The organism is Streptomyces venezuelae ATCC 10712 (assembly GCF_008639165.1).
GTDB classification, from domain to species: domain Bacteria; phylum Actinomycetota; class Actinomycetes; order Streptomycetales; family Streptomycetaceae; genus Streptomyces; species Streptomyces venezuelae.
On sequence record NZ_CP029197.1, the window covers coordinates 3,461,697 to 3,482,178 of the forward strand.

20 protein-coding genes are annotated in these 20,482 nt (G+C 71.6%); 8 read left to right on the forward strand and 12 right to left on the reverse strand.

Features of this window, described 5'->3' with window-relative positions; translation table 11 throughout:
- Positions 1-9 precede the first annotated feature (9 nt).
- A complete protein-coding gene (locus DEJ43_RS15735) occupies positions 10-603 on the reverse strand; it encodes a hypothetical protein (protein ID WP_071892454.1) in 594 nt (197 codons plus the stop codon).
- Between the two features lie 75 nt (positions 604-678).
- Here DEJ43_RS15735 and DEJ43_RS15740 point away from each other — a divergent pair, with 75 nt between their 5' ends.
- From DEJ43_RS15740 to DEJ43_RS15750, 3 genes are all read left to right on the forward strand, one after another.
- Positions 679-1,014 carry a YnfA family protein gene (locus DEJ43_RS15740; protein WP_015034365.1) on the forward strand — a complete coding sequence of 112 codons (336 nt, stop codon included), beginning with the start codon at positions 679-681 and terminating at the stop codon, positions 1,012-1,014.
- Positions 1,015-1,079: 65 nt separating this feature from the next.
- Positions 1,080-1,844: an SDR family NAD(P)-dependent oxidoreductase gene (locus tag DEJ43_RS15745; RefSeq protein WP_015034366.1), complete on the forward strand. Its 765-nt coding sequence runs from the start codon at positions 1,080-1,082 to the stop codon at positions 1,842-1,844.
- A 155-nt stretch (positions 1,845-1,999) separates the two neighbouring features.
- Entirely contained in the window at positions 2,000-3,307 is a 1,308-nt protein-coding gene (locus tag DEJ43_RS15750; protein ID WP_015034367.1) for a serine hydrolase domain-containing protein, read from the forward strand.
- Positions 3,308-3,331: 24 nt separating this feature from the next.
- Here the strand turns inward: DEJ43_RS15750 and DEJ43_RS15755 are convergent, their stop codons facing one another.
- The 3 genes from DEJ43_RS15755 to DEJ43_RS15765 all read right to left on the reverse strand — a co-directional run bounded on the left by DEJ43_RS15755 (position 3,332) and on the right by DEJ43_RS15765 (position 4,754).
- Positions 3,332-3,775, reverse strand: a complete 444-nt coding sequence (locus tag DEJ43_RS15755; RefSeq protein WP_015034368.1) for a DUF2267 domain-containing protein — start codon at positions 3,773-3,775, stop codon at positions 3,332-3,334.
- Positions 3,776-3,827: 52 nt separating this feature from the next.
- Positions 3,828-4,223: a DUF2267 domain-containing protein gene (locus tag DEJ43_RS15760; RefSeq protein WP_041662526.1), complete on the reverse strand. Its 396-nt coding sequence runs from the start codon at positions 4,221-4,223 to the stop codon at positions 3,828-3,830.
- 99 nt (positions 4,224-4,322) lie between these two features.
- Complete coding sequence (locus tag DEJ43_RS15765) at positions 4,323-4,754, reverse strand: Hsp20/alpha crystallin family protein (RefSeq protein WP_015034371.1); 432 nt, start codon at positions 4,752-4,754, stop codon at positions 4,323-4,325.
- 126 nt (positions 4,755-4,880) lie between these two features.
- Here DEJ43_RS15765 and DEJ43_RS15770 point away from each other — a divergent pair, with 126 nt between their 5' ends.
- Positions 4,881-5,510: a hypothetical protein gene (locus DEJ43_RS15770; protein ID WP_041662527.1), complete on the forward strand. Its 630-nt coding sequence runs from the start codon at positions 4,881-4,883 to the stop codon at positions 5,508-5,510.
- A gap of 98 nt (positions 5,511-5,608) precedes the next feature.
- On the opposite strand, the gene DEJ43_RS15775 is transcribed toward DEJ43_RS15770, so the two are convergent.
- Positions 5,609-6,802, reverse strand: coding sequence for an RtcB family protein (locus DEJ43_RS15775; RefSeq protein WP_015034373.1), 1,194 nt, complete (start codon positions 6,800-6,802; stop codon positions 5,609-5,611).
- Positions 6,803-6,976: 174 nt separating this feature from the next.
- Between DEJ43_RS15775 and DEJ43_RS37480 the strand changes: the two genes are divergently transcribed.
- The 3 genes from DEJ43_RS37480 (at position 6,977) to DEJ43_RS15785 (ending at position 10,187) form a co-directional block, all read left to right on the forward strand.
- On the forward strand, positions 6,977-7,918 hold the full coding sequence (locus DEJ43_RS37480; protein WP_015034374.1) for a hypothetical protein: 942 nt from the start codon (positions 6,977-6,979) through the stop codon (positions 7,916-7,918).
- Positions 7,919-8,048: 130 nt separating this feature from the next.
- Entirely contained in the window at positions 8,049-8,786 is a 738-nt protein-coding gene (locus DEJ43_RS15780) for a DUF3558 domain-containing protein (protein WP_015034375.1), read from the forward strand.
- A 120-nt stretch (positions 8,787-8,906) separates the two neighbouring features.
- Complete coding sequence (locus DEJ43_RS15785; protein WP_015034376.1) at positions 8,907-10,187, forward strand: DUF2637 domain-containing protein; 1,281 nt, start codon at positions 8,907-8,909, stop codon at positions 10,185-10,187.
- Positions 10,188-10,274: 87 nt separating this feature from the next.
- On the opposite strand, the gene lysS is transcribed toward DEJ43_RS15785, so the two are convergent.
- Positions 10,275-11,999: a lysine--tRNA ligase gene (gene lysS, locus DEJ43_RS15790; RefSeq protein WP_041662529.1), complete on the reverse strand. Its 1,725-nt coding sequence runs from the start codon at positions 11,997-11,999 to the stop codon at positions 10,275-10,277.
- 174 nt (positions 12,000-12,173) lie between these two features.
- Between lysS and argS the strand changes: the two genes are divergently transcribed.
- Positions 12,174-13,949: an arginine--tRNA ligase gene (gene argS, locus DEJ43_RS15795; protein ID WP_015034378.1), complete on the forward strand. Its 1,776-nt coding sequence runs from the start codon at positions 12,174-12,176 to the stop codon at positions 13,947-13,949.
- A 51-nt stretch (positions 13,950-14,000) separates the two neighbouring features.
- On the opposite strand, the gene DEJ43_RS15800 is transcribed toward argS, so the two are convergent.
- The 6 genes from DEJ43_RS15800 to DEJ43_RS15825 all read right to left on the reverse strand — a co-directional run bounded on the left by DEJ43_RS15800 (position 14,001) and on the right by DEJ43_RS15825 (position 20,326).
- Positions 14,001-14,270, reverse strand: coding sequence for a DUF1876 domain-containing protein (locus DEJ43_RS15800; protein WP_041663977.1), 270 nt, complete (start codon positions 14,268-14,270; stop codon positions 14,001-14,003).
- Positions 14,271-14,367: 97 nt separating this feature from the next.
- On the reverse strand, positions 14,368-15,372 hold the full coding sequence (hemB, locus tag DEJ43_RS15805; protein WP_015034380.1) for a porphobilinogen synthase: 1,005 nt from the start codon (positions 15,370-15,372) through the stop codon (positions 14,368-14,370).
- A 148-nt stretch (positions 15,373-15,520) separates the two neighbouring features.
- The gene (locus DEJ43_RS15810; RefSeq protein ID WP_015034381.1) at positions 15,521-17,191 is read right to left on the reverse strand and encodes a bifunctional uroporphyrinogen-III C-methyltransferase/uroporphyrinogen-III synthase; all 1,671 of its coding nucleotides are present in this window, start codon (positions 17,189-17,191) and stop codon (positions 15,521-15,523) included.
- The gene (hemC, locus tag DEJ43_RS15815) at positions 17,188-18,174 is read right to left on the reverse strand and encodes a hydroxymethylbilane synthase (protein ID WP_015034382.1); all 987 of its coding nucleotides are present in this window, start codon (positions 18,172-18,174) and stop codon (positions 17,188-17,190) included. The genes DEJ43_RS15810 and hemC overlap by 4 nt, the downstream gene beginning before the upstream one ends.
- A complete protein-coding gene (locus tag DEJ43_RS15820; RefSeq protein WP_015034383.1) occupies positions 18,171-19,526 on the reverse strand; it encodes a glutamyl-tRNA reductase in 1,356 nt (451 codons plus the stop codon). Before DEJ43_RS15820 ends, hemC begins: the two co-directional genes overlap by 4 nt.
- The gene (locus DEJ43_RS15825; RefSeq protein ID WP_015034384.1) at positions 19,523-20,326 is read right to left on the reverse strand and encodes a redox-sensing transcriptional repressor Rex; all 804 of its coding nucleotides are present in this window, start codon (positions 20,324-20,326) and stop codon (positions 19,523-19,525) included. The genes DEJ43_RS15820 and DEJ43_RS15825 overlap by 4 nt, the downstream gene beginning before the upstream one ends.
- Positions 20,327-20,482: the final 156 nt, after the last annotated feature.

Genomic DNA, 20,482 nt, shown 5'->3' on the forward strand with positions numbered 1-20,482 from the left:
GCCGGCGCCTCAGAAGACGTACGGATCCCCCGTGGCGAGCACGAGGACGCGATGCCGGTCGTTCCTCGGGTTCCGGTCGGCCACGCCGTCCCGCCAGGCCGTGGTGATGTCCACGGTCAGCTCGTCCGGGTGGCCGGCCGTCCGGAGGTCGAGCGCCAGCTCACCGACGCCCCCCGTGGCCTTCAGTTCGCCCGTCCGGCAGGACACCACCCGGTCGCTGCTCCACAGGCAGGCCGGCGGGAGGTCGAAGCCGCCCGCCATCGGCACGGAGAAGGCGAGCCGGACCGTCGCCTCGGCGACATCGGTGGGACCGAGGTTCTCGCTGACCAGCCAGACGCCGACCCGTCCGTCCCAGAGCGAGACTTGCCCATGATGAGCAAGATCCGCCTCGCCCCCGACCTCGGACCCCACGCCACCGCCGACCCCGACCTCAGGCCCCACGCCACCCTCGGCCCCGACCCCGACCCCGGCCGAGGGCTCCAGGGACTCCAGGGCTCGCGCGGGTCCGACCACCGGCCCCACGGCCCCGGCAACCCCGCCCGCACCCATCACCACCGTGGCCGCGAGAGCGACCCCGAGCACACCCTTCCGCAATCCACGCATAAGCCCAAAATACTCACAGATCAGCCTATCTTCTGACATCCCGTCAGCCAGCGTGTCCCATGGCAGGGTTCCCTCATGCTCACCGCCCGCTCCATCGCCCTCTTCGTCCTCGCCGCCCTCTTCGAGATCGGCGGCGCCTGGCTCGTCTGGCAAGGCGTCCGCGAGCACCGCGGCTGGATCTGGATCGGCACCGGCGTCCTCGCCCTCGGCGTCTACGGCTTCGTGGCCACCCTCCAGCCCGACGCCGAGTTCGGCCGGGTCCTCGCCGCGTACGGCGGAGTGTTCGTCGCCGGATCCATCGCCTGGGGCATGGCGGCCGACGGCTACCGCCCCGACCGCTGGGACGTCATCGGGGCGCTGGTCTGCCTCGCCGGCATGGCCGTGATCATGTACGCCCCACGAGGCCGCTGACCCGCGCCGCCTATCCTGGCCGGGCGATCGACGTAATCGACCACCTGCGCGAGGAGCACCACGTCATGACTGCCCCCGGTACCCCCATCGCCGTCATCACCGGAGCGAGCAGCGGCATCGGCGCCGCCACGGCCAGGCAGCTGGCCGCCGCCGGGTACCGCGTGGTTCTCACCGCCCGGCGCAAGGACCGCATCGAGGAACTGGCCGCCGAGATCAACGCGGCCGGCCACCAGGCCACCGCGTACGCGCTCGACGTCACCGACCGCGCCGCCGTCGACGAGTTCGCCACCGCCTTCCGCAGCCTCGCCGTCCTCGTCAACAACGCCGGCGGAGCCCTCGGCGCCGACCCCGTCGCCACCGGCGACCCTGCCGACTGGCGCCAGATGTACGAGGTCAACGTCATCGGCACGCTGAACGTGACCCAGGCCCTGCTGCCGGCCCTCACCGCGAGCGGCGACGGCACGGTCGTCGTCCTCTCCTCGACCGCCGGCCACGCGACCTACGAGGGCGGCGCCGGCTACGTCGCCGCCAAGAACGGCGCCCGCGTCCTCGCCGAGACCCTCCGCCTGGAGATCGTCGGCACCCCGGTCCGCGTGATCGAGATCGCCCCCGGCATGGTCAAGACGGAGGAGTTCGCCACCACCCGCTTCCGCGGCGACACCGACAAGGCCGCCAAGGTCTACGCGGGCGTGGCCGAGCCGCTCACGGCCGACGATGTCGCCGACACCATCACCTGGGCCTGCACCCGCCCCCCGCACGTCAACATCGACCTCCTGGTCGTCCGCCCCCGGGCCCAGGCCTCCAACACCAAGGTCCACCGCGAGCTCTGACGCCACGGCGGCAGGTTCGGGCCAACGGGGGCATCACGGGTGTATCGGGGCTGATCAGGGCTGATCGGGGCGTATCGAAAAACACATACGCCACCGCAACAGCCGTCCGGCTTGGGTAGCACTGCCGGTTCGTCGACCAGAGGGGGCCCGTGATCATGGACTCGGATTCCGTAGGTGGTGTCGACCGGCGGCGGCTGCTGGGGTGGGGCGGCCTGTCGGCCGCCGGGATGGTGTCGGCGGGCGCGCCGCTGCTGGGCGCCCGGCCCGCCCGCGCCGACGCGGCCCCGACCGGTTCCGGCGTCCCGGCGGACACCCGGCCCGGCGGGGCCTACGACCGGTACATGGCGAAGCTGGCCGCCGAGGGCAGGTTCTCCGGCGTGGTGCTGCTGTCGCACCGGGGCCGGACGGTGCTGTCCCGCTGCTACGGCATGGCCGACGAGGAGAGGGGCGTCCCCAACGGTGAGCACACCGCGTTCAGTCTCAACTCGGCGGGCAAGCCGTTCCACGCGGTGGCCATCCTGCAGCTGGCGCAGCGTGGCCTGCTGCGGCTGTCGGACACGGTGGGCACGCACCTGACGGGGTACGCCAGGGAGATCGCCGAGCAGGTCACCATCCACCACCTGCTCACCGGCACCTCCGGGATGAGAACCCCGGACGAGGACGTGCAGCGCGTCTTCCAGAGCCGGAAGGAGGTGCACGAGTTCTACGAGCGGTGGGCCCGGCAGGCGACGCCGGAGGCCCCTCCCGGCACGCCCAGCAGCCACTCCGGCGCCGAGGTCGCCATTCCCGCGCAGATCATCGAGGCCGTGACCGGCCAGAGCTACTGGGACTACGTCCAGGAGAACATCTTCGAACGCTGCGGCATGGACGGTTCGGGGTTCTACACCAGGCCGCAGTGGCTCACCGACCGGCGCATCGCGCACCCGTACATGGCGCTGACCGACGGCGGTCACGTGGACGCGGTCCGCCACCTGGACCAGGGCAGCTCAGACCCGTATGTCCTGGGCAAGAACCCGGGCCGCGCCTTCATCGACGCCCCGGGGGACGGCGGCTTCGCCACCGCGCCGGATCTGGTCCGGTTCGCGCGTGCGCTGGGCGACGGCACACTCCTTGACCGGCACTACGCCGAACTGTTCACCGGGCCCAAGATCCCCCTGGCCCCCGAGGGGGGCGGCCTGGCCCGCCGGGCAGCCCCCGCCGACGCGTCGTTCGGGGCCTACCAGATGCCGGTCGGCCTCGTCGGCGGCCAGTGGGTGTGGGGCCGCGCCGGCGCCAACCCCGGCGTCGGAGCCGGCTGGACCATCTATCCCGACACCGGCTGGGTCGGCGTCATCCTCACCAACCGCGACGGCGCGCCGCTGTGGGAGATCCTCGAGCAGGAGACCCGGGCCGTCATCGGCCCGGGTCGAGGTGCGGGCACCGCTGACCGATACGCGTCCGGTCAGCTCCGAAGCTCGCGCTGACTCGCTCGCTCGGACAGCGACCGTTTACGCGGCGGAGGTGAGTTCGGCGCGGCCGAACAGCAGCGCGTGGCCGGTGGGGAGCTGGTGGAGGATGCGGGTGATGAGGTCGGGGCCGGCGTAGGCGGCGACGGCCGCGAAGACGGAGCCGGTGTCCCAGCGGGTGGTGGCCAGGGAGGCGCCGGAGCGGGCGGCGAGGTCCTTGACGAAGGCCCACCCGGTCAGCGGCTGGGGGTCGGGGATCTGTGCGGTCAGGACACGTGCGGCTTCCAGCGGCAGGCAGGCGGCGAGGTCGACGCGTTCGTCGCCGGTCAGCTGGCGTCCCAGCCCCCCGAGGACCAGGCGGACGGCTTCCTCGGCTCTCTCGAGGGTGGGGTAGGCGCCTTCGTAGCGGACCTTCTCCAGCATCTGCTCATACGCCGTCGAGTACGCCTGCTGGTGCTGAGCCGGTACGCGCACGTCGGTGATCACTGCAGTGCATGCCTTTCGTAGAGCGGTGCGGGTGTGGGGCACCGGGGGAGGGTCAGGTGGGCTGGGGCCGGCCGAAGAGGAGGTCGTAGCCGGCGGGGAGCTGGAGCAGGATCTGCCCCAGCAGGTCCTCGTCGGCCGTGTCGGCGACCGTGGACAGCACGGCGCTGACGTCCCAGGTCGCGGTCTGCGCGGTGGCGCCCTCGATCCATGCCGCGGTCGCCCGCACGAACCGCTCCGGGGGCAGCGGTTCGGCGCTCTGCAGCGGGTTGAGCAGGATCAGGGCGAATTCGTCCGGGAGACGTGCCGCGAGCTGGGCACGAACCTCGCCGACCAGATGCGCGCCGAGCAGGGCGAGCACCACACGGGCCGCTCGCTCGGCTTCCTTCACGGTGCCGTACTCGCCGCGCTCCTTCACCTGGTCGAGGAACGCTTCGCGTCGCAGAGTCATCTCGCAGCCACCCCTTCTGTTCTTCGGCCTGCCCAGGGGGTGCGGAGGACGGGTGAGGGGGAGATCAGGCGCCCGTCCTCCGCACCTGTCCGGCCGGTGTCAGCCGGAGATCTGCTTGGGGCCGGTCCCGACGCCGATGGAGATCTTGCGGGGCTTGGCACGCTCGGCGATCGGGATCCGCAGGGTCAGCACGCCCGCGTCGTAATCGGCCTTGATGTGCTCGGTGTCGAGGCTGTCGGCGAGCACGATCTGGCGGGAGAAGACGCCCAGCGGCCGCTCGGACAGCTCCATCTGCACGTCGTCGGCCTTCGTCACCGGCCGGCGCTCGGCCTTGACCGTCAGCATGTTCCGCTCGACGTCGATGTCGATCGCGTCGGCGCTGACGCCGGGGAGGTCGAAGGCCACCACGTACTCGTCGCCCTCGCGGTAGGCGTCCATCGGCATCGCCGACGGCTTCGACCAGGTGCCCGGGCCCATCAGCTGCTGCGCCAGCCGGTCCAGCTCACGGAAGGGGTCAGTGCGCATCAACATCGTGAAAACACCTCCAGCAGGTTCAGGCAGTTACTGCCAATGCGCCTCACTGACACCGTTGTAACATGTCATCCAATGGATGACAAACACGATGTCGTCCGGACGATGACACCCGAGGGAGGCGCCGTGACGGCACCCGACCAGCCGGTCTCCACCGACGCCGACGCCCACAGCCCGGCGTCGTTCCTCGCCGCCGCGGCGGCCCTGAAAGCCATCGACCACGCCCTGCGCGACGCCCAGCACGAGACCCCCGACGCCCTCGGCGCCGGGCCGGCCCCGGAGCAGGCCCTCGCCTCGCTGATGCTGCTGCGGCAGGTGCGCGAGCGGCTCGCCGGATGGGAGACCGGCCTGATCGAGACGGCCCGGGACGCGGGCGCCAGCTGGGCCGACCTCGCCTCTCCCCTGGGTGTCGCCAGCCGCCAGGCCGCCGAGCGCCGCTATCTGCGCGGCCGCCCCGGCCCGGCCGGGTCCACCGGCGAACAGCGCGTGACGGCCACCCGTCAGGCCCGGGCCGCCGACCGCAACACCGCCACCTGGGCCCGCCGCAACGCGGCCGACCTGCGCCGCCTCGCCGGCCAGATCACCGCCCTCACCGACCTTCCCCCCGCCGCCCGCCGCCCGCTCCATGAGCTCCACGCGGCCCTCGCCCACGACGACCCCGCCGACCTCATCGCCCCCCTGACCGCCACCCGCCCCCACCTGTCCGCCGCCCACCCCGACCTCGCCGCCCGGCTCGACACCCTCACTTCCCCCTGACCCCGCCCGGAGCCCTGAACCAAGCCCGAACGGCCCCGGCAGGATCTGCCGGGGCCGTTCGACGGGCGTGCTGTTCGGTGCGCGTGCGGGCGCGGTCCTCAGCCCTTCACGCAGATGACCTGCTTCAGCTTGGCGACGACCTCCACCAGGTCCCGCTGCTGGTCGATGACCTTCTCGATCGGCTTGTAGGCCCCCGGGATCTCGTCCACGACACCGGAGTCCTTGCGGCACTCCACGCCCCGCGTCTGCTCCTCCAGGTCGCGCGTCGAGAAGCGCCGCTTCGCCGCGCTCCGGCTCATCTTCCGGCCCGCGCCGTGCGAGGCCGAGTTGAAGGAGGCCTCGTTCCCCAGGCCCTTCACGATGTACGAGCCGGTGCCCATCGAGCCCGGGATGATCCCGAACTCCCCGGAGCCGGCCCGGATCGCCCCCTTCCGGGTGACCAGCAGGTCCATGCCCTCGTACCGCTCCTCCGCCACGTAGTTGTGGTGGCAGGAGATCACCTGGTCGAAGGTCACCCGGGCCTTGCGGAACTCCCGGCGGACGACCTCCTGGAAGAGCGCCATCATGATCGCGCGGTTGTACTTCGCGTACTCCTGCGCCCAGAACAGGTCGTTCCGGTAGGCCGCCATCTGCGGGGTGTCCGCGACGAACACCGCCAGGTCACGGTCGACGAGCCCCTGGTTGTGCGGCAGCTTCTGCGCCTCGCCGATGTGGTGCTCGGCGAGCTCCTTGCCGATGTTCCGGGAACCGGAGTGCAGCATCAGCCAGACCGAGCCCGACTCGTCGAGGCAGAACTCGATGAAGTGGTTGCCGCCCCCGAGCGTGCCCATCTGCTGGGCCGCCCGCTCCCGACGGAACTTGACCGCGTCCGCGACCCCGTCGAAGCGCGACCAGAAGTCGCCCCAGCCCGAGGTGGGGAACTGGTAGAGCCGGGCCGGGTCCACCTCCGTACGGTGCAGGCCGCGGCCCACCGGGATCGCCTGCTCGATCTTCGACCGGAGCCGGGACAGATCGCCCGGCAGGTCGTTCGCCGTCAGCGAGGACTTGACCGCCGACATCCCGCAGCCGATGTCCACACCGACCGCCGCCGGACAGACCGCCCCGCGCATCGCGATCACCGAACCGACCGTCGCACCCTTGCCGTAGTGCACGTCCGGCATCACGGCGAGGCCCTTGATCCACGGCAGCGTCGCCACGTTCTGCAGCTGCTGCATGGCACCGCCCTCCACCGTGGAGGGGTCGGTCCACATCCTGATGGGAACTTTCGCCCCAGGTACCTCTACGTACGACATACTTCCTCGATTCCCCCGAAAAGTCTGATAACGCAAAAACCGGAGCCAAAGCCCGTACAGGTGACAGCGGACCGGCATCAACAGCTGCGTGTGCGATAGACATTGTGTCCACCGGCCGGGTTCGCGCGGCAAACAGTTTTCGGGAAAGACTTCGGGAGAAGGGAGCCTGGGACCGTGCAGCGAAAGAGGTACGCCCCCGGCCGCACCGGGTCCGCAGCTCGTACCGCCGTCGTCCTCGCACTCGGCCTCGGCCTCGGGACCGGCCTGACCGGATGCTCCGCCGGCACCCCCGCCGACGACATCGCGGTCGACGCCAAGGCCGGCCCCGCCGCGCCCGTCGCACCCCCGGGCCGCTACCGCACCCTCTTCGAGCCCTGCGGCGCCGTCCCCCAGGCCACCCTCAAGGACCTGCTCCCGGGCGCCGCCGCACTCCCCGACGCCGAGCGCGACCGGGCCTACCGCGGCGCCGCCGCCGTGACGTACGACACCGACCGGCGCGTCGGCTGCAGCTGGAAGGCCGACTCCCCGGACACCTCGCACCGGCTCACGCTGGACATCGAGCGGGTGGTCTCGTACGACACCACCGTCAGCGACGCCGACCGCGCCCAGGAGGTGTACGTCCGCAAGCAGCTCGCCGCGGGCATCCCGGTGCCGCCGACCGCCCCGCCCACGACGGCCCCGACGCCGAGCACCCCGCCGGCGTCCGGGCAGACCCCGGGCAAGACCCCGCCTGGCACCGCCCCGACGCCCAAGGACCCGGAGGCCACGACGCCCCCCGGCACCACCCCCGCGGCCGGTGCGGCGGCCGGCTCCGGCGCCCCCACCGGCACCTCCCCCGCCGCGCCCGGCACCCCCGGCACCCCCGGCGCCACCGGCCTGGAACCCCGCGTCCTCGACGGACTCGGGGACATCGCCTACCTCGACGACGTCCTGAGCAAGGTCGGCGGGAGCGGCAAACAGCGCGCCGTGAGGGTGGTGTTCCGCACATCCAACGTCATCGTGACCGTCTCCTACCAGGAGCAGACCACCGGCTCCGCCGAGGCTCCCGACAGCGCGGAACTGCAGGAAAAGGCCCGGAATCTGGCCCGTCTGCTCGCCGAGCGCCTGGAGGAGTAGCCGCCCGCATCCGCTCCGTGAGCGGACGGCGACCACGTAACGTGTCGGCGTACCCGTGGCCCCACGCCGTGGCCGTACACGTGGCCGCCGGACCACCGGCCGGACCGTACGACAAGCGACTGAAGGAACCATGCAGCGAACAGCCCCGCGACTCACCCGCATACTCGCCTGCGCCGCCGTCCCGGTGATGCTCGTCGTCGCCGGCTGCTCCTCGGACTCCGGCGACAGCGGCTCCGGCGCCACGGGATCGAAGGACAAGGCCTCCGCTTCCGCGTCGGCCACCCCGTCGCCCTCCGCGACGACGAAGAAGGTCGAGCCCGCGAAGTTCGCGAAGCTGCCCGAGGCCTGCAAGGCGATCACCGCCAAGGAGACGGGCGCGCTCGTGCCCAAGGCGAAGAACAAGAACGGCACGCCGGCCCCGTCCACCGACCCGGCGAGCCGTGGCGGCTGCTCGTGGAACGGCCTCGACGACAAGGGCGTGAAGGGCTCTCAGTACCGCTGGCTCGACGTGTCCTTCTACCGCTACGACTCGGACGCGGCCCTCGGCAGCGGCCAGGAACGCGCGCAGGAGAACTTCGCCAAGGAGCTCGCCAAGATCGAGCAGACGCCGGGCGCCAAGCAGCCGGTCACCAAGTCGGTCAGCGGTGTCGGAGACGAGGCGAAGACCGTCGCGTACCAGCTGCGCAAGACCGACGAGGACTTCGTCTACGGCTCGGTCGTGGCGCGCACCGGCAACGTCCTGGTGCTGCTCTCGTACAACGGCGCCGGGTACGCGGGTGCGGAGACCCCGAGCGCCAAGAACGTCATGGACGGCGCCCTCACGGCGGCCAAGGAGGCCGTCGCCGCGGTCGCCGCAGCCAACAAGTAGTCACAAACCCGCGCACAGCGGCCCGTCCGCACGGAGCCCGTCCCTCCCCCGAGGGCCGGGCTCCGCACACATGTGCCACTCTGTGCGCGCGGGATGTCGTTTGACGGGAGGGGATCGCGGGTGGCCGCGATGCAGCTGACACGCACACACCGAATACTCATCGGCCTCGTCATCGCCGGTGCGCTGATCATCGCGGGGATCGGATTCGCGGGTTCGTACGCCGCCGTGCGCGAGCTCGCGATGAACAAGGGCTTCGGCACCTTCTCGTACTTCTTCCCGATCGGTATCGACGCGGGCATCTGTGTGCTGCTCGCCCTCGATCTGCTCCTCACCTGGCTGCGCATCCCGTTCCCGCTGCTGCGGCAGACCGCCTGGGTGCTGACGGCGGCGACGATCGCCTTCAACGGCGCGGCCGCCTGGCCCGACCCGCTGGGCGTCGGGATGCACGCGGTGATCCCGGTGCTGTTCGTCGTGGCCGTCGAGGCCGCGCGGCACGCCGTGGGCCGGATCGCGGACATCACGGCCGACAAGCACATGGAGGGCGTCCGGCTGACCCGCTGGCTGCTCTCCCCGGTGCCGACGTTCCGGCTGTGGCGCCGGATGAAGCTCTGGGAGCTGCGCTCGTACGAGCAGGTGATCAAGCTGGAGCAGGAGCGGCTGATCTATCAGGCGCGTCTGCAGGCCCGTTTCGGCCGTAGCTGGCGCCGGAAGGCGCCGGTGGAGGCGCTGATGCCGCTGCGTCTGGCGCGGTACGGCGTCCCGCTGGCGGAGACGGCCCCGGCGGGCCTGGCGGCGGCGGGCATCGAGCCGGCCCTGCTGCCCCCGCAGCCTCAGGGGGCCGTGCCCCTGCTGCCCGCGCAGTCCCCGCTGCAACCGGCGCCCCAGGGGGCTCTGCCGCAGCAGCTGCCGCAGGGTCAGGGCCAGGCGCCCGGACAGGGCCAGGCACCCGGACAGGAGCAGGGACAGGTCCAGGGCCAGGTGCCCGGCGGGCCGGTGAACCACGAGAGCCCGTGGTTCGACACGCAGCAGATCTCCTCGGAGACGTACGAGGGCACGTACAACCCCCAGATCGTGGAGGGCCTGGAGCCCACCCCGGTGCCGGTCCCGCAGGGGCCGGAGGACGTCCCGCCGCCGGGGCCTGAGGAGTTCGTCGAGTACCCCGAGTACGTGGAGGAGCAGCCGGAGCCCCTGGAGGTCGAGGAGTTCCGCGAGGTCGTCTACAAGCTGACCTGGGCGTACGCCGTGGAGCACGACCGGTTCCCGGAGGACGGGCAGCTGGCGGCCATGGTCGCCGACCACTACGGCGTCCAGCAGCTGCGCAACCCGGCCCTGCTCCAGCAGGTGATCCCCGGGATCCAGCAGCAGATCCAGCAGGACATGCAGGAGTACCGCACCCCCTGACGCCCACGGCGGGACGGGGAGACGTGAAAGGGCCGCCACCCGGCACCGGGTGGCGGCCCTTTCGTCGTGCTCAGCTCACTCGCGCGCTCACGCGCCGAGCAGCTTCCGCACCCGGTCCGCGCCCACGGCGAGCAGCAGGGTGGGCAGCCGCGGCCCGGTCTCCCGGCTGACCAGCAGCTTGTAGAGCAGGGCGAAGAAGGCGCGCTGCGCCAGCTTCAGCTCGGGCGTCGGCTTGGCCTCCGGGTCGAGTCCGGCCATGACCTTCGGGACGCCGTAGACGAGCGTGGTGAGCCCGTCGAGCGACCAGTGGGTGTCGAGGCCCTCCAGGAGCAGCCGGAGCGACTCGCGGCCCTCGGCGTCCAGGGAGCCGAGGAGCTCGGTGTCCGGGGTGTCGCGGACGATGGTGCGCTGGTCGGCCGGGACCTGGCTGGTGATCCAGTTCTCGGCGCGGTCGAGCCGCGGCCGGACCTCGTCGAGGGAGGCGACCGGGTTCTCCGGGTCGAGCTCGGTGAGGATCCGCAGGGTCTGCTCGTCGTGGCCGGCCGTGATGTCCATGACCGAGGCGAGCGTGCGGTACGGCAGCGGGCGCGGGGTGCGCGGAAGCTCGCCGGCGGCCGTGCGGGCGGCGCGGGAGTGGGCGGCGGCGTCGGCGGGCAGCACGGAGCCGTCGGCGACCTTGGCCTCCAGCTTGTCCCACTCGTCGTACAGCCGCTGGATCTCCTGGTCGAAGGCGATCTTGAAGGACTGGTTGGGCTTCCGGCGGGCGTACAGCCAGCGCAGCAGCGGGGCTTCCATGATCTTCAGCGCGTCGGCGGCGGTCGGGACGCCACCGCGCGAGGAGGACATCTTGGCCATGCCGCTGATGCCGACGAAGGCGTACATCGGGCCGATCGGCTGGACGCCGTCGAAGATCTCGCGGACGATCTGGCCGCCGACGACGAACGACGAGCCGGGCGAGGAGTGGTCGACGCCGGAGGGTTCGAAGATGACGCCCTCGTACGCCCAGCGCATCGGCCAGTCGACCTTCCAGACCAGCTTGCCGCGGTTGAACTCGCTGAGCTTCACGGTCTCGGCGAAGCCGCAGTTGGTGCAGGTGTAGGCGAGCTCGGTGGTCTCGTCGTCGTACGAGGTGACCGTGGTCAGGTCCTTCTCGCACTGCCCGCAGTACGGCTTGTACGGGAAGTAGCCCGAGGAGCCGCCGGAGCCGTCGTCCTCGCTCGCCGCGCCGGAGCCCTCCTCGGCCTCCAGCTCGGCCTCGTCGAGGGGCTTCTGCGACTGCTTCTTCGGCGCCTTCTTCGTCCGGTACTGGTCGAGGATGGCGTCGATGGCGCCGCGGTGCTTCATGGCGTGCAGGATCTGCTCGCGGTAGGTGCCCGCGGTGTACTGCTCGGTCTGGCTGATCGGGTCGTACTCGACGCCCAGCTCGGCCAGCGACTCGACCATGGCGGCCTTGAAGTGCTCGGCCCAGTTGGGGTGGGGCGAGCCGGCCGGGGCCGGGACCGAGGTCAGCGGCTTGCCGATGTGCTCGGCCCAGCTCTCGTCGATGCCCTCGATGCCGTTCGGCACCTTGCGGTAGCGGTCGTAGTCGTCCCACGAGATGAGGTGCCTGACCTCGTGCCCGCGACGGCGGATCTCGTCGGCGACCAGGTGCGGGGTCATGACCTCGCGGAGGTTGCCCAGGTGGATCGGGCCGGACGGGGAGAGGCCGGAGGCGACGACGACCGGTTTGCCAGGCGCACGTCGCTCCGACTCGGCGATGACCTCGTCCGCGAAACGGGAGACCCAGTCGGTCTCGGTGCTGCTCTGAGCCACGGTCGGTACGTCCTTCTTCCTGGTGGGGTTCTGCCTGAGGGCCCTGCGTGAGCCATTCTCCCAGACGAAAGAGGACTCTCCGGGGTTGTCCACAGGCGGGGAAATCACGTTGCGCTCCCATGGGACACTTGACAAGCGAATTAGACCTGACGAACTCAACAGGAACGGAAGCTCATGGCCTCGGTCCCTTCCCTCGCTTCGACCGTGCAGCAGCGCCTCGCGGACGGCCTCTCGGCAGCCCTGCCGGACGCCGCGTCCGCCGACCCGCTGCTGCGACGAAGCGACCGGGCCGACTTCCAGGCCAACGGCATCCTGGCGCTCGCCAAGCAGCTCAAGGGCAATCCGCGCGAGCTGGCGACCCAGGTCGTCGCCGCGATCCCGGAGAACGACGTCCTGAAGGACATCGAGGTCTCGGGCCCCGGCTTCCTGAACATCACGGTCACCGACGCGGCGATCGTGCGGACCCTCGCGGCCCGCGCGGCCGACGCGCGGCTCGGCGTGCCGTTCAACGAGTCGGCGGGCACGACGGTCATCGACTACGCCCAGCCGAACGTGGCGAAGGAGATGCACGTCGGCCACCTGCGGTCCGCCGTGATCGGCGCCGCGATGGTCGAGATCCTGGAGTTCACGGGCGAGACCGTGGTCCGGCGCCACCACATCGGCGACTGGGGCACCCAGTTCGGCATGCTCATCCAGTACCTGATCGAGCACCCGCACGAGCTGGACCACAAGGACGAGGACGGCGCCGAGGTCTCCGGTGAGGAGGCCATGTCGAACCTGAACCGGCTCTACAAGGCCTCGCGCGCGCTCTTCGACTCCGACGAGGAGTTCAAGACGAGGGCCCGCGCGCGCGTCGTCGACCTCCAGGCCGGCGACGAGCGGACGCTCGCCCTGTGGCAGCGGTTCGTCGACGAGTCGAAGATCTACTTCTACTCGGTCTTCGACAAGCTCGACATGGACATCCGGGACGGCGACGTCGTCGGCGAGTCCGGCTACAACGACATGCTGACGGAGACCTGCCGGATCCTGGAGGAGTCGGGCGTCGCCGTCCGCTCCGAGGGCGCCCTGTGCGTCTTCTTCGACGACGTGAAGGGCCCGGACGGCAACCCGACGCCGCTGATCGTCCAGAAGTCCGACGGCGGCTTCGGATACGCGGCGACGGACCTGTCCGCGATCCGCGACCGCGTGCAGAACCTCAAGGCGACGTCCCTGCTGTACGTGGTCGACGCCCGGCAGTCGCTGCACTTCAAGATGGTCTTCGAGACGGCCCGCCGGGCCGGCTGGCTGAACGAGGACGTGAAGGCCGTCCAGCTGGCCTTCGGCACGGTCCTGGGCAAGGACGGCAAGCCGTTCAAGACCCGTGAGGGCGAGACGGTCCGGCTGGTGGACCTGCTCGACGAGGCGGTGGACCGGGCCACGTCGGTGGTGCGCGAGAAGGCCGAGAAGGTGGGCCTGACCGAGTCGGAGATCGTCGAGAACGGCCAGTACGTGGGCATCGGCGCGGTGAAGTACGCCGATCTGTCGACCTCGGCCGCCCGCGACTACAAGTTCGACCTGGACCAGATGGTGTCGCTGAACGGCGACACGTCGGTGTACCTCCAGTACGCGTACGCGCGGATCAAGTCGATCTTCGGCAAGGCGGGCGACCGCACCCCCGTCGCCCACCCGGAGCTGGAGCTCGCCCCGGCGGAGCGCGCGCTCGGCCTGCACCTGGACCAGTTCGCCGAGACGGTCTCCGACGCCGCCACCGAGTACGCGCCGCACAAGCTCACCGCGTACCTCTACCAGCTGGCCTCGCTGTACACGACGTTCTACGACCAGTGCCCGGTCATCAAGCCGGAGCCGGCGCAGGAGGTCGCGGAGAACCGGCTGTTCCTCTGCGACCTGACCGCCCGCACCCTGCACCAGGGCATGGCGCTCCTCGGCATCAGGACGCCCGAGCGCCTCTGACGCTCCGAGGCGAAGCCCCCGGCACGGACCACCGTGCCGGGGGCTTCGTCGTCAACGAATGGCGTGCGAGGTCCGTCCGGAGACCTCGTCGATCTCCGTGTGGGCCTTCTGGAGCAGCTGGGAGGCGAGGTCCATCAGCGCGCGTGCGCCGGCGATCTCCTCGCCCACCCTCAGCTGGTCCGGATCGGAGGGGTGACGGTTCGCGGTCCCGTGCGCCCGGAACTCGGTGCCGTCGGTGAGCCGGACCATGGCCGCGGCCCGCGTCCGGTCACCCTCCTCCTGGAACTCCATCTCCACATGCCATCCGACCAGCGTGTGCATCATGAGGACCACCTCCACCGAGGACCTGCCGGCTACCCCTCCAGGGTGCCCCGCCCACTGCCGCCCCACCACTCGCCCCGTGGGGGACCGAGTCCGGCTAGCCGCGCGAGGCGGACAGCTTCTGGGCGACCTCGGTGGCCCAGTAGGTGAGGATCATCTGCGCCCCGGCGCGGCGGATGCCGGTCAGGGTCTCCAGGATCGCCTTGTCGCGGTCGATCCAGCCCTTCTCCGCGGCCGCCTCGACCATCGCGTACTCGCCACTGATCTGGTACGCGGCGACGGGCACGTCCACGGACTCGGCGACCTTCGCGAGCACGTCGAGGTACGGCCCCGCCGGCTTCACCATCACCATGTCGGCGCCCTCCTCCAGGTCGAGGGCGAGCTCGCGCATCGACTCGCGGAGGTTGGCGGGGTCCTGCTGGTAGGTCTTGCGGTCACCGCGCAGGGAGGAGCCGACGGCCTCGCGGAAGGGGCCGTAGAAGGCGGAGGAGTACTTCGCGGTGTACGCGAGGATCGACACGTCCTCCTTGCCGATGGTGTCCAGGGCGTCCCGGACGACCCCGACCTGGCCGTCCATCATCCCGGAGGGGCCCACGACGTGGACGCCGGCGTCGGCCTGGACCTGGGCCATCTCGGCGTACCGCTCCAGCGTGGCGTCGTTGTCGACGCGTCCTTCGGCGTCGAGGACACCGCAGTGACCGTGGTCGGTGTACTCGTCGAGGCAGAGGTCCGACATGATGACCAGCTCGTCGCCGACCTCGGCGCGGACGTCCCGGATGGCGACCTGGAGGATCCCGTCGGGGTCGGTCCCGGCCGTCCCCGCCGCGTCCTTCTTCTCGTCCTCGGGCACGCCGAAGAGCATGATCCCGGAGACCCCCGCCTCCAGCGCCTCGGCGGCGGCCTTCCGCAGGGTGTCACGGGTGTGCTGGACGACCCCGGGCATGGCCTGGATCGGCACGGGCTCGGTGATCCCCTCGCGCACGAACGCGGGGAGGATCAGATCGGCGGGATGCAGCCGCGTCTCGGCCACCATCCGCCGCATGGCGGGCGTCGTCCGCAGCCGCCGCGGCCGCGCCCCGGGAAAGGATCCGTACGAGTTCATGAATCCGAGGCTACGCCCGCGCAACCGATGCCCTTGCCGACGAGGTGTGGGCATACGCCCCCGCCCCGGCCGGGGGGGCGTTCCCCGCAACGGCAGCGGGGCGCGGGCCCGAACATCGGACCCGCGCCCCACAAGCACCAGGCGGCACCTACGTCGTGCGACGCCTCCGCGCCCCCGGCCGCCGCTCGGAAGGCCGCGTCACGGGATCGCCCGCCTCCAGCGCGGCCGCCCGCCGCCGCAGACCGAAGTCCGCCAGCGCCTCCGCGAGCTTGTGCACCGACGGCTCGGGCGACAGCACGTCCACCCGCAGCCCGTGCTCCTCGGCGGTCTTGGCCGTGGCGGGCCCGATGCACGCGATCACGGTCACGTTGTGCGGCTTCCCGGCGATGCCGACCAGGTTCCGCACGGTCGACGACGAGGTGAAGAGCACGGCGTCGAAGCCGCCGCCCTTGATCGCCTCCCGGGTGTCCGCCGGCGGCGGCGAAGCCCGTACGGTCCGGTAGGCGGTGACGTCGTCGACCTCCCACCCGAGCTCGATCAGCCCCGCGACCAGCGTCTCGGTCGCGATGTCGGCCCGCGGCAGGAAGACGCGGTCGATCGGGTCGAAGACCGGGTCGTACGGCGGCCAGTCCTCGAGGAGACCGGCGGCCGACTGCTCACCGCTCGGCACGAGGTCCGGCTTCACACCGAAGTCGACGAGCGCGGCGGCCGTCTGCTCGCCCACCGCCGCGACCTTGATCCCGGCGAAGGCACGCGCGTCGAGCCCGTACTCCTCGAACTTCTCCCGCACGGCCTTGACCGCGTTGACCGAGGTGAAGGCGATCCACTCGTACCGTCCGGTGACGAGCCCCTTGACCGCCCGCTCCATCTGCTGCGGGGTGCGCGGCGGCTCGACGGCGATGGTCGGCACCTCGTGCGGCACCGCGCCGTACGAACGAAGCTGGTCGGAGAGCGACGCGGCCTGCTCCTTGGTCCGCGGCACGAGCACCCGCCAGCCGAACAGCGGCTTGGACTCGAACCACGACAGCTGGTCCCGCTGCGCCGGGGCGCTGCGCTCGCCGACCACGGCTATCACCGGCCGGTGGCCCTCGGGCGAGGGGAGCACCTTGCCCTGCTTGAAGACCTGGGCGATGGTGCCGAGCGTCGCGTTCCAGGTCCGCTGGCGCGTCGTCGTACCGGCGATGGTGACGGTGAGCGGGGTGTCCGGCTTACGGCCTGCCGCCACCAGTTCACCGGCGGCCGCGGCCACCGAGTCGAGCGACGTCGACACGACGACGGTGCCGTCGGAGGCACCGACCTCGGTCCAGCACCGCTCGTCGGCGGTGCGGGCGTCGACGAAGCGCACGTCGGTGCCCTGGGCGTCGCGGAGCGGGACACCGGCGTACGCGGGTACGCCGACGGCCGTGGCCACGCCCGGGACGACCTCGAAGGGGATGCCCTCGGCGGCGCAGGCGAGCATCTCGGCCCCCGCGTTCCCGTCGAGGCCGGGGTCGCCGGTCACCGCACGGACGACCCGCCTGCCGCCCCTCGCGGCCTCCATGACAAGATTGGCCGCGTCCCTCAACACGGGGACACCGGCGGTTGTTGACGCCTCGTCAACGACCGTCAGCTCCGGCGTGCTCACCCCCGCGCGCGCGTGGCAGCGAACGACCTCGAGCACCTCCGGCTCGGCGATCAGGACATCCGCTCCGGCGAGGGCCTCGACGGCCCTGAGGGTCAGGAGTCCGGGGTCACCGGGGCCTGCGCCGAGGAATGTGACGTGTCCATGACCCGCGAAGGCCGGGGACAGCGGGCTGGTGGTCGGGCTGGTGGGGTTCAAAGTGCTCGCTCCCCCATAAGACCGGCCGCACCCTTGGCGAGCATCTCGTCCGCGAGTTCGCGTCCGAGCGCCATGGCCTCGTCGTGCGAGGTGGGTACGGGTCCGGTGGTGGACAGCTGCACCAGCGTCGAGCCGTCGGTGGTGCCGACGACGCCTCGCAGGCGCATTTCGGTGACAACCTGCCCGTGACCGGGGTCGTCGGCCAGCAGGTCGGCCAGCGCACCCACAGGTGCGGAGCAGCCGGCCTCCAGGGCGGCGAGCAGGGATCGCTCGGCGGTCACGGCGGCCCGCGTGAGCGGGTCGTCGAGCGGCGCGAGCGCGGCGACGAGTTCGGTGTTCGACGCCAGGCATTCGACGGCCAGGGCCCCCTGGCCGGGAGCGGGCAGGACGGTGTCGACGGGCAGCGGCTCGGCGGACAGGCCGCCGAGGAGCTCGTCGGTCCCGCCGATGCGGTTGAGTCCGGCCGCGGCCAGCACGACCGCGTCCAGCTCGCCCTTGCGGACGTAGCCGACACGGGTGTCGACGTTGCCACGGATGGGGACGCAGGTGATGTCCAGACCGTGGTTGCGCGCGTACGCGTGGAGCTGGGCCATGCGCCGCGGCGAGCCGGTGCCGACCCGGGCGCCCTCGGGCAGCCGGTCCAGCGTCAGTCCGTCGCGGGCGATCAGCACGTCCCGCGGGTCCTCGCGCTCCGGGATCGCGGCCAGCACCAGGTCGGGGTGCTGCGCGGTCGGCAGGTCCTTCAGGGAGTGGACGGCGAAGTCCACCTCGTCGGCGAGCAGCGCGTCACGCAGGGCGGCGACGAAGACGCCGGTGCCGCCGATCTGCGCGAGGTGCTCCCGGGAGGTGTCCCCGTACGTCGTGATCTCCACGAGCTCGACGGGCCGGCCGGTCAGCCGCCGGACGGCGTCGGCCACGTGCCCGGACTGGGCCATGGCGAGCTTGCTGCGCCTGGTCCCGAGCCTCAGTGCCCTCTCGGTCATACTCGCCCTCGGTTCTTGACGTCGGCGTCATTCAGGTCGGCCCGGCTGACAGCAGCCACCGTCTCCGGGTCGAGGTCGAAGAGTGTCCGCAGCGCGTCCGCGTACCCGGCGCCGCCGGGCTCGCTGGCCAGCTGCTTGACCCGCACGGTCGGCGCGTGCAGGAGCTTGTCGACCACGCGTCGCACGGTCTGGGTGATCTCGGCGCGCTGCTTGTCGTCGAGGCCGGGCAGCCGGCCCTCGAGCCGGGCGACCTCGCTTGCCACCACGTCGGCGGCCATGGTGCGCAGGGCGACGACGGTGGGGGTGATGTGCGCGGCGCGCTGGGCGGCGCCGAAGGCGGCCACCTCGTCGGAGACGATGCCGCGCACCTGGTCGACGTCGGCGGCCATGGGCGCGTCGGCGGAGGCCTCGGCGAGGGACTCGATGTCGACGAGCCGGACACCGGGGATGCGGTGGGCGGCGGCGTCGATGTCGCGGGGCATGGCGAGGTCGAGCAGCGCGAGCGGGGCGCGGCGGCCCTGGACGGCGGTCTCGATGTCCTCGCCGGTGAGGACGAGGCCGGTGGCGCCGGTGCAGGAGACGACGACGTCGGCACGTGTCAGTTCGTCGCCGACGGCAACCATCTCGACCGCGTGTGCGGCCACCCCCGTACCCCCGGGCTCGTTCAGGATCTGCGCGAGCCGCTCGGCGCGGGCGAGGGTCCGGTTGGCGACGACGATCTCGGAGACGCCGGAGCGAGCGAGCGTGGCCGCGGCGAGCGAGGACATCGAGCCGGCGCCGATGACGAGCGCCTTCTTGCCCTTGGCCCAGGTGTCGACGTCGGTGTCGTCGGCCAGCTGCTCCAGGCCGAAGGTCACGAGCGACTGCCCGGCCCGGTCGATCCCGGTCTCGCTGTGGGCGCGCTTGCCGACCCGCAGGGCCTGCTGGAAGAGGTCGTTGAGGAGGCGTCCCGCGGTGTGCAGTTCCTGCCCGAGGGCGAGGGCGTCCTTGATCTGGCCGAGGATCTGGCCCTCGCCGACGACCATCGAGTCGAGCCCGCAGGCCACCGAGAAGAGGTGGTGGACGGCCCGGTCCTCGTAGTGCACGTAGAGATAGGGGGTGAGCTCGTCCAGGCCGACGCCGCTGTGCTGCGCGAGCAGCGTGGACAGCTCGGCGACACCGGCGTGGAACTTGTCCACGTCGGCGTAGAGCTCGATGCGGTTGCAGGTGGCCAGGACGGTGCCCTCGGCGGCCGGTTCGGCGGCGAGGGTGTCCTGGAGGAGCTTGGCCTGGGTGTCCGCCGCGAGGGCCGCGCGCTCCAGGATGGAGACGGGGGCGCTGCGGTGGCTGAGGCCGACGACGAGGAGGCTCATGCCGGCATCACGGCGGGGACGTCCCCGTCGGGTCCCTTGCGGCTGCCGCCCGTCGCGCCACGGGGGGCCGGCGGCACGGCGGCCGCGGCGGAGCCCGCCTCGGAGCCGGTGTCCGCACCGGTGTCGGCGCCGGACTCCTCGCCCGCCTTGCGCTGCTCGTGGAAGGCGAGGATCTGCAGCTCGATGGAGAGGTCGACCTTGCGTACGTCCACGCCGTCGGGCACGGAGAGCACGGTCGGGGCGAAGTTCAGGATGGAGGTGACTCCGGCGGCCACGAGCCGGTCGCAGACCTGCTGGGCGACGCCGGCCGGGGTCGCGATGACGCCGATGGAGACGCCGTCCTCCTCGATGATCTTCTCGAGGTCGTCGCTGTGCTGGACGGGGATCCCGGCGACCGGCTTGCCGGTCATGGCGGGGTCGGCGTCGATCAGCGCGGCCACGCGGAAGCCACGGGAGGCGAAGCCGCCGTAGCCGGCGAGGGCGGCGCCGAGGTTACCGATACCGACGATGACGACCGGCCAGTCCTGGGTGAGGCCCAGTTCGCGGGAGATCTGGTAGACGAGGTACTCGACGTCGTAGCCGACCCCGCGGGTGCCGTAGGAGCCGAGGTAGCTGAAGTCCTTGCGCAGCTTCGCGGAGTTGACGCCCGCCGCGGCCGCGAGCTCTTCGGAGGAGACCGTGGGTACGGAGCGCTCCGAGAGCGCGGTGAGTGCGCGCAGATACAGCGGAAGCCGGGCGACGGTGGCCTCGGGAATTCCTCGGCTACGGGTCGCCGGTCGGTGAGTTCGGCCAGTTGCCACGGTGCTCCTGCGGGATGAGCGGGGCTGCAGGCGGCCACATGTCCCAAGACCGCCCCGTCGAATGCAGGCTATGTCTTTGTGAACGCGTGCACAAAGATGGTGTCCGTTTTGTCTGGCCAAAGTGACCGGGGTCACGCGGCTGGTTCCTATCGTCGT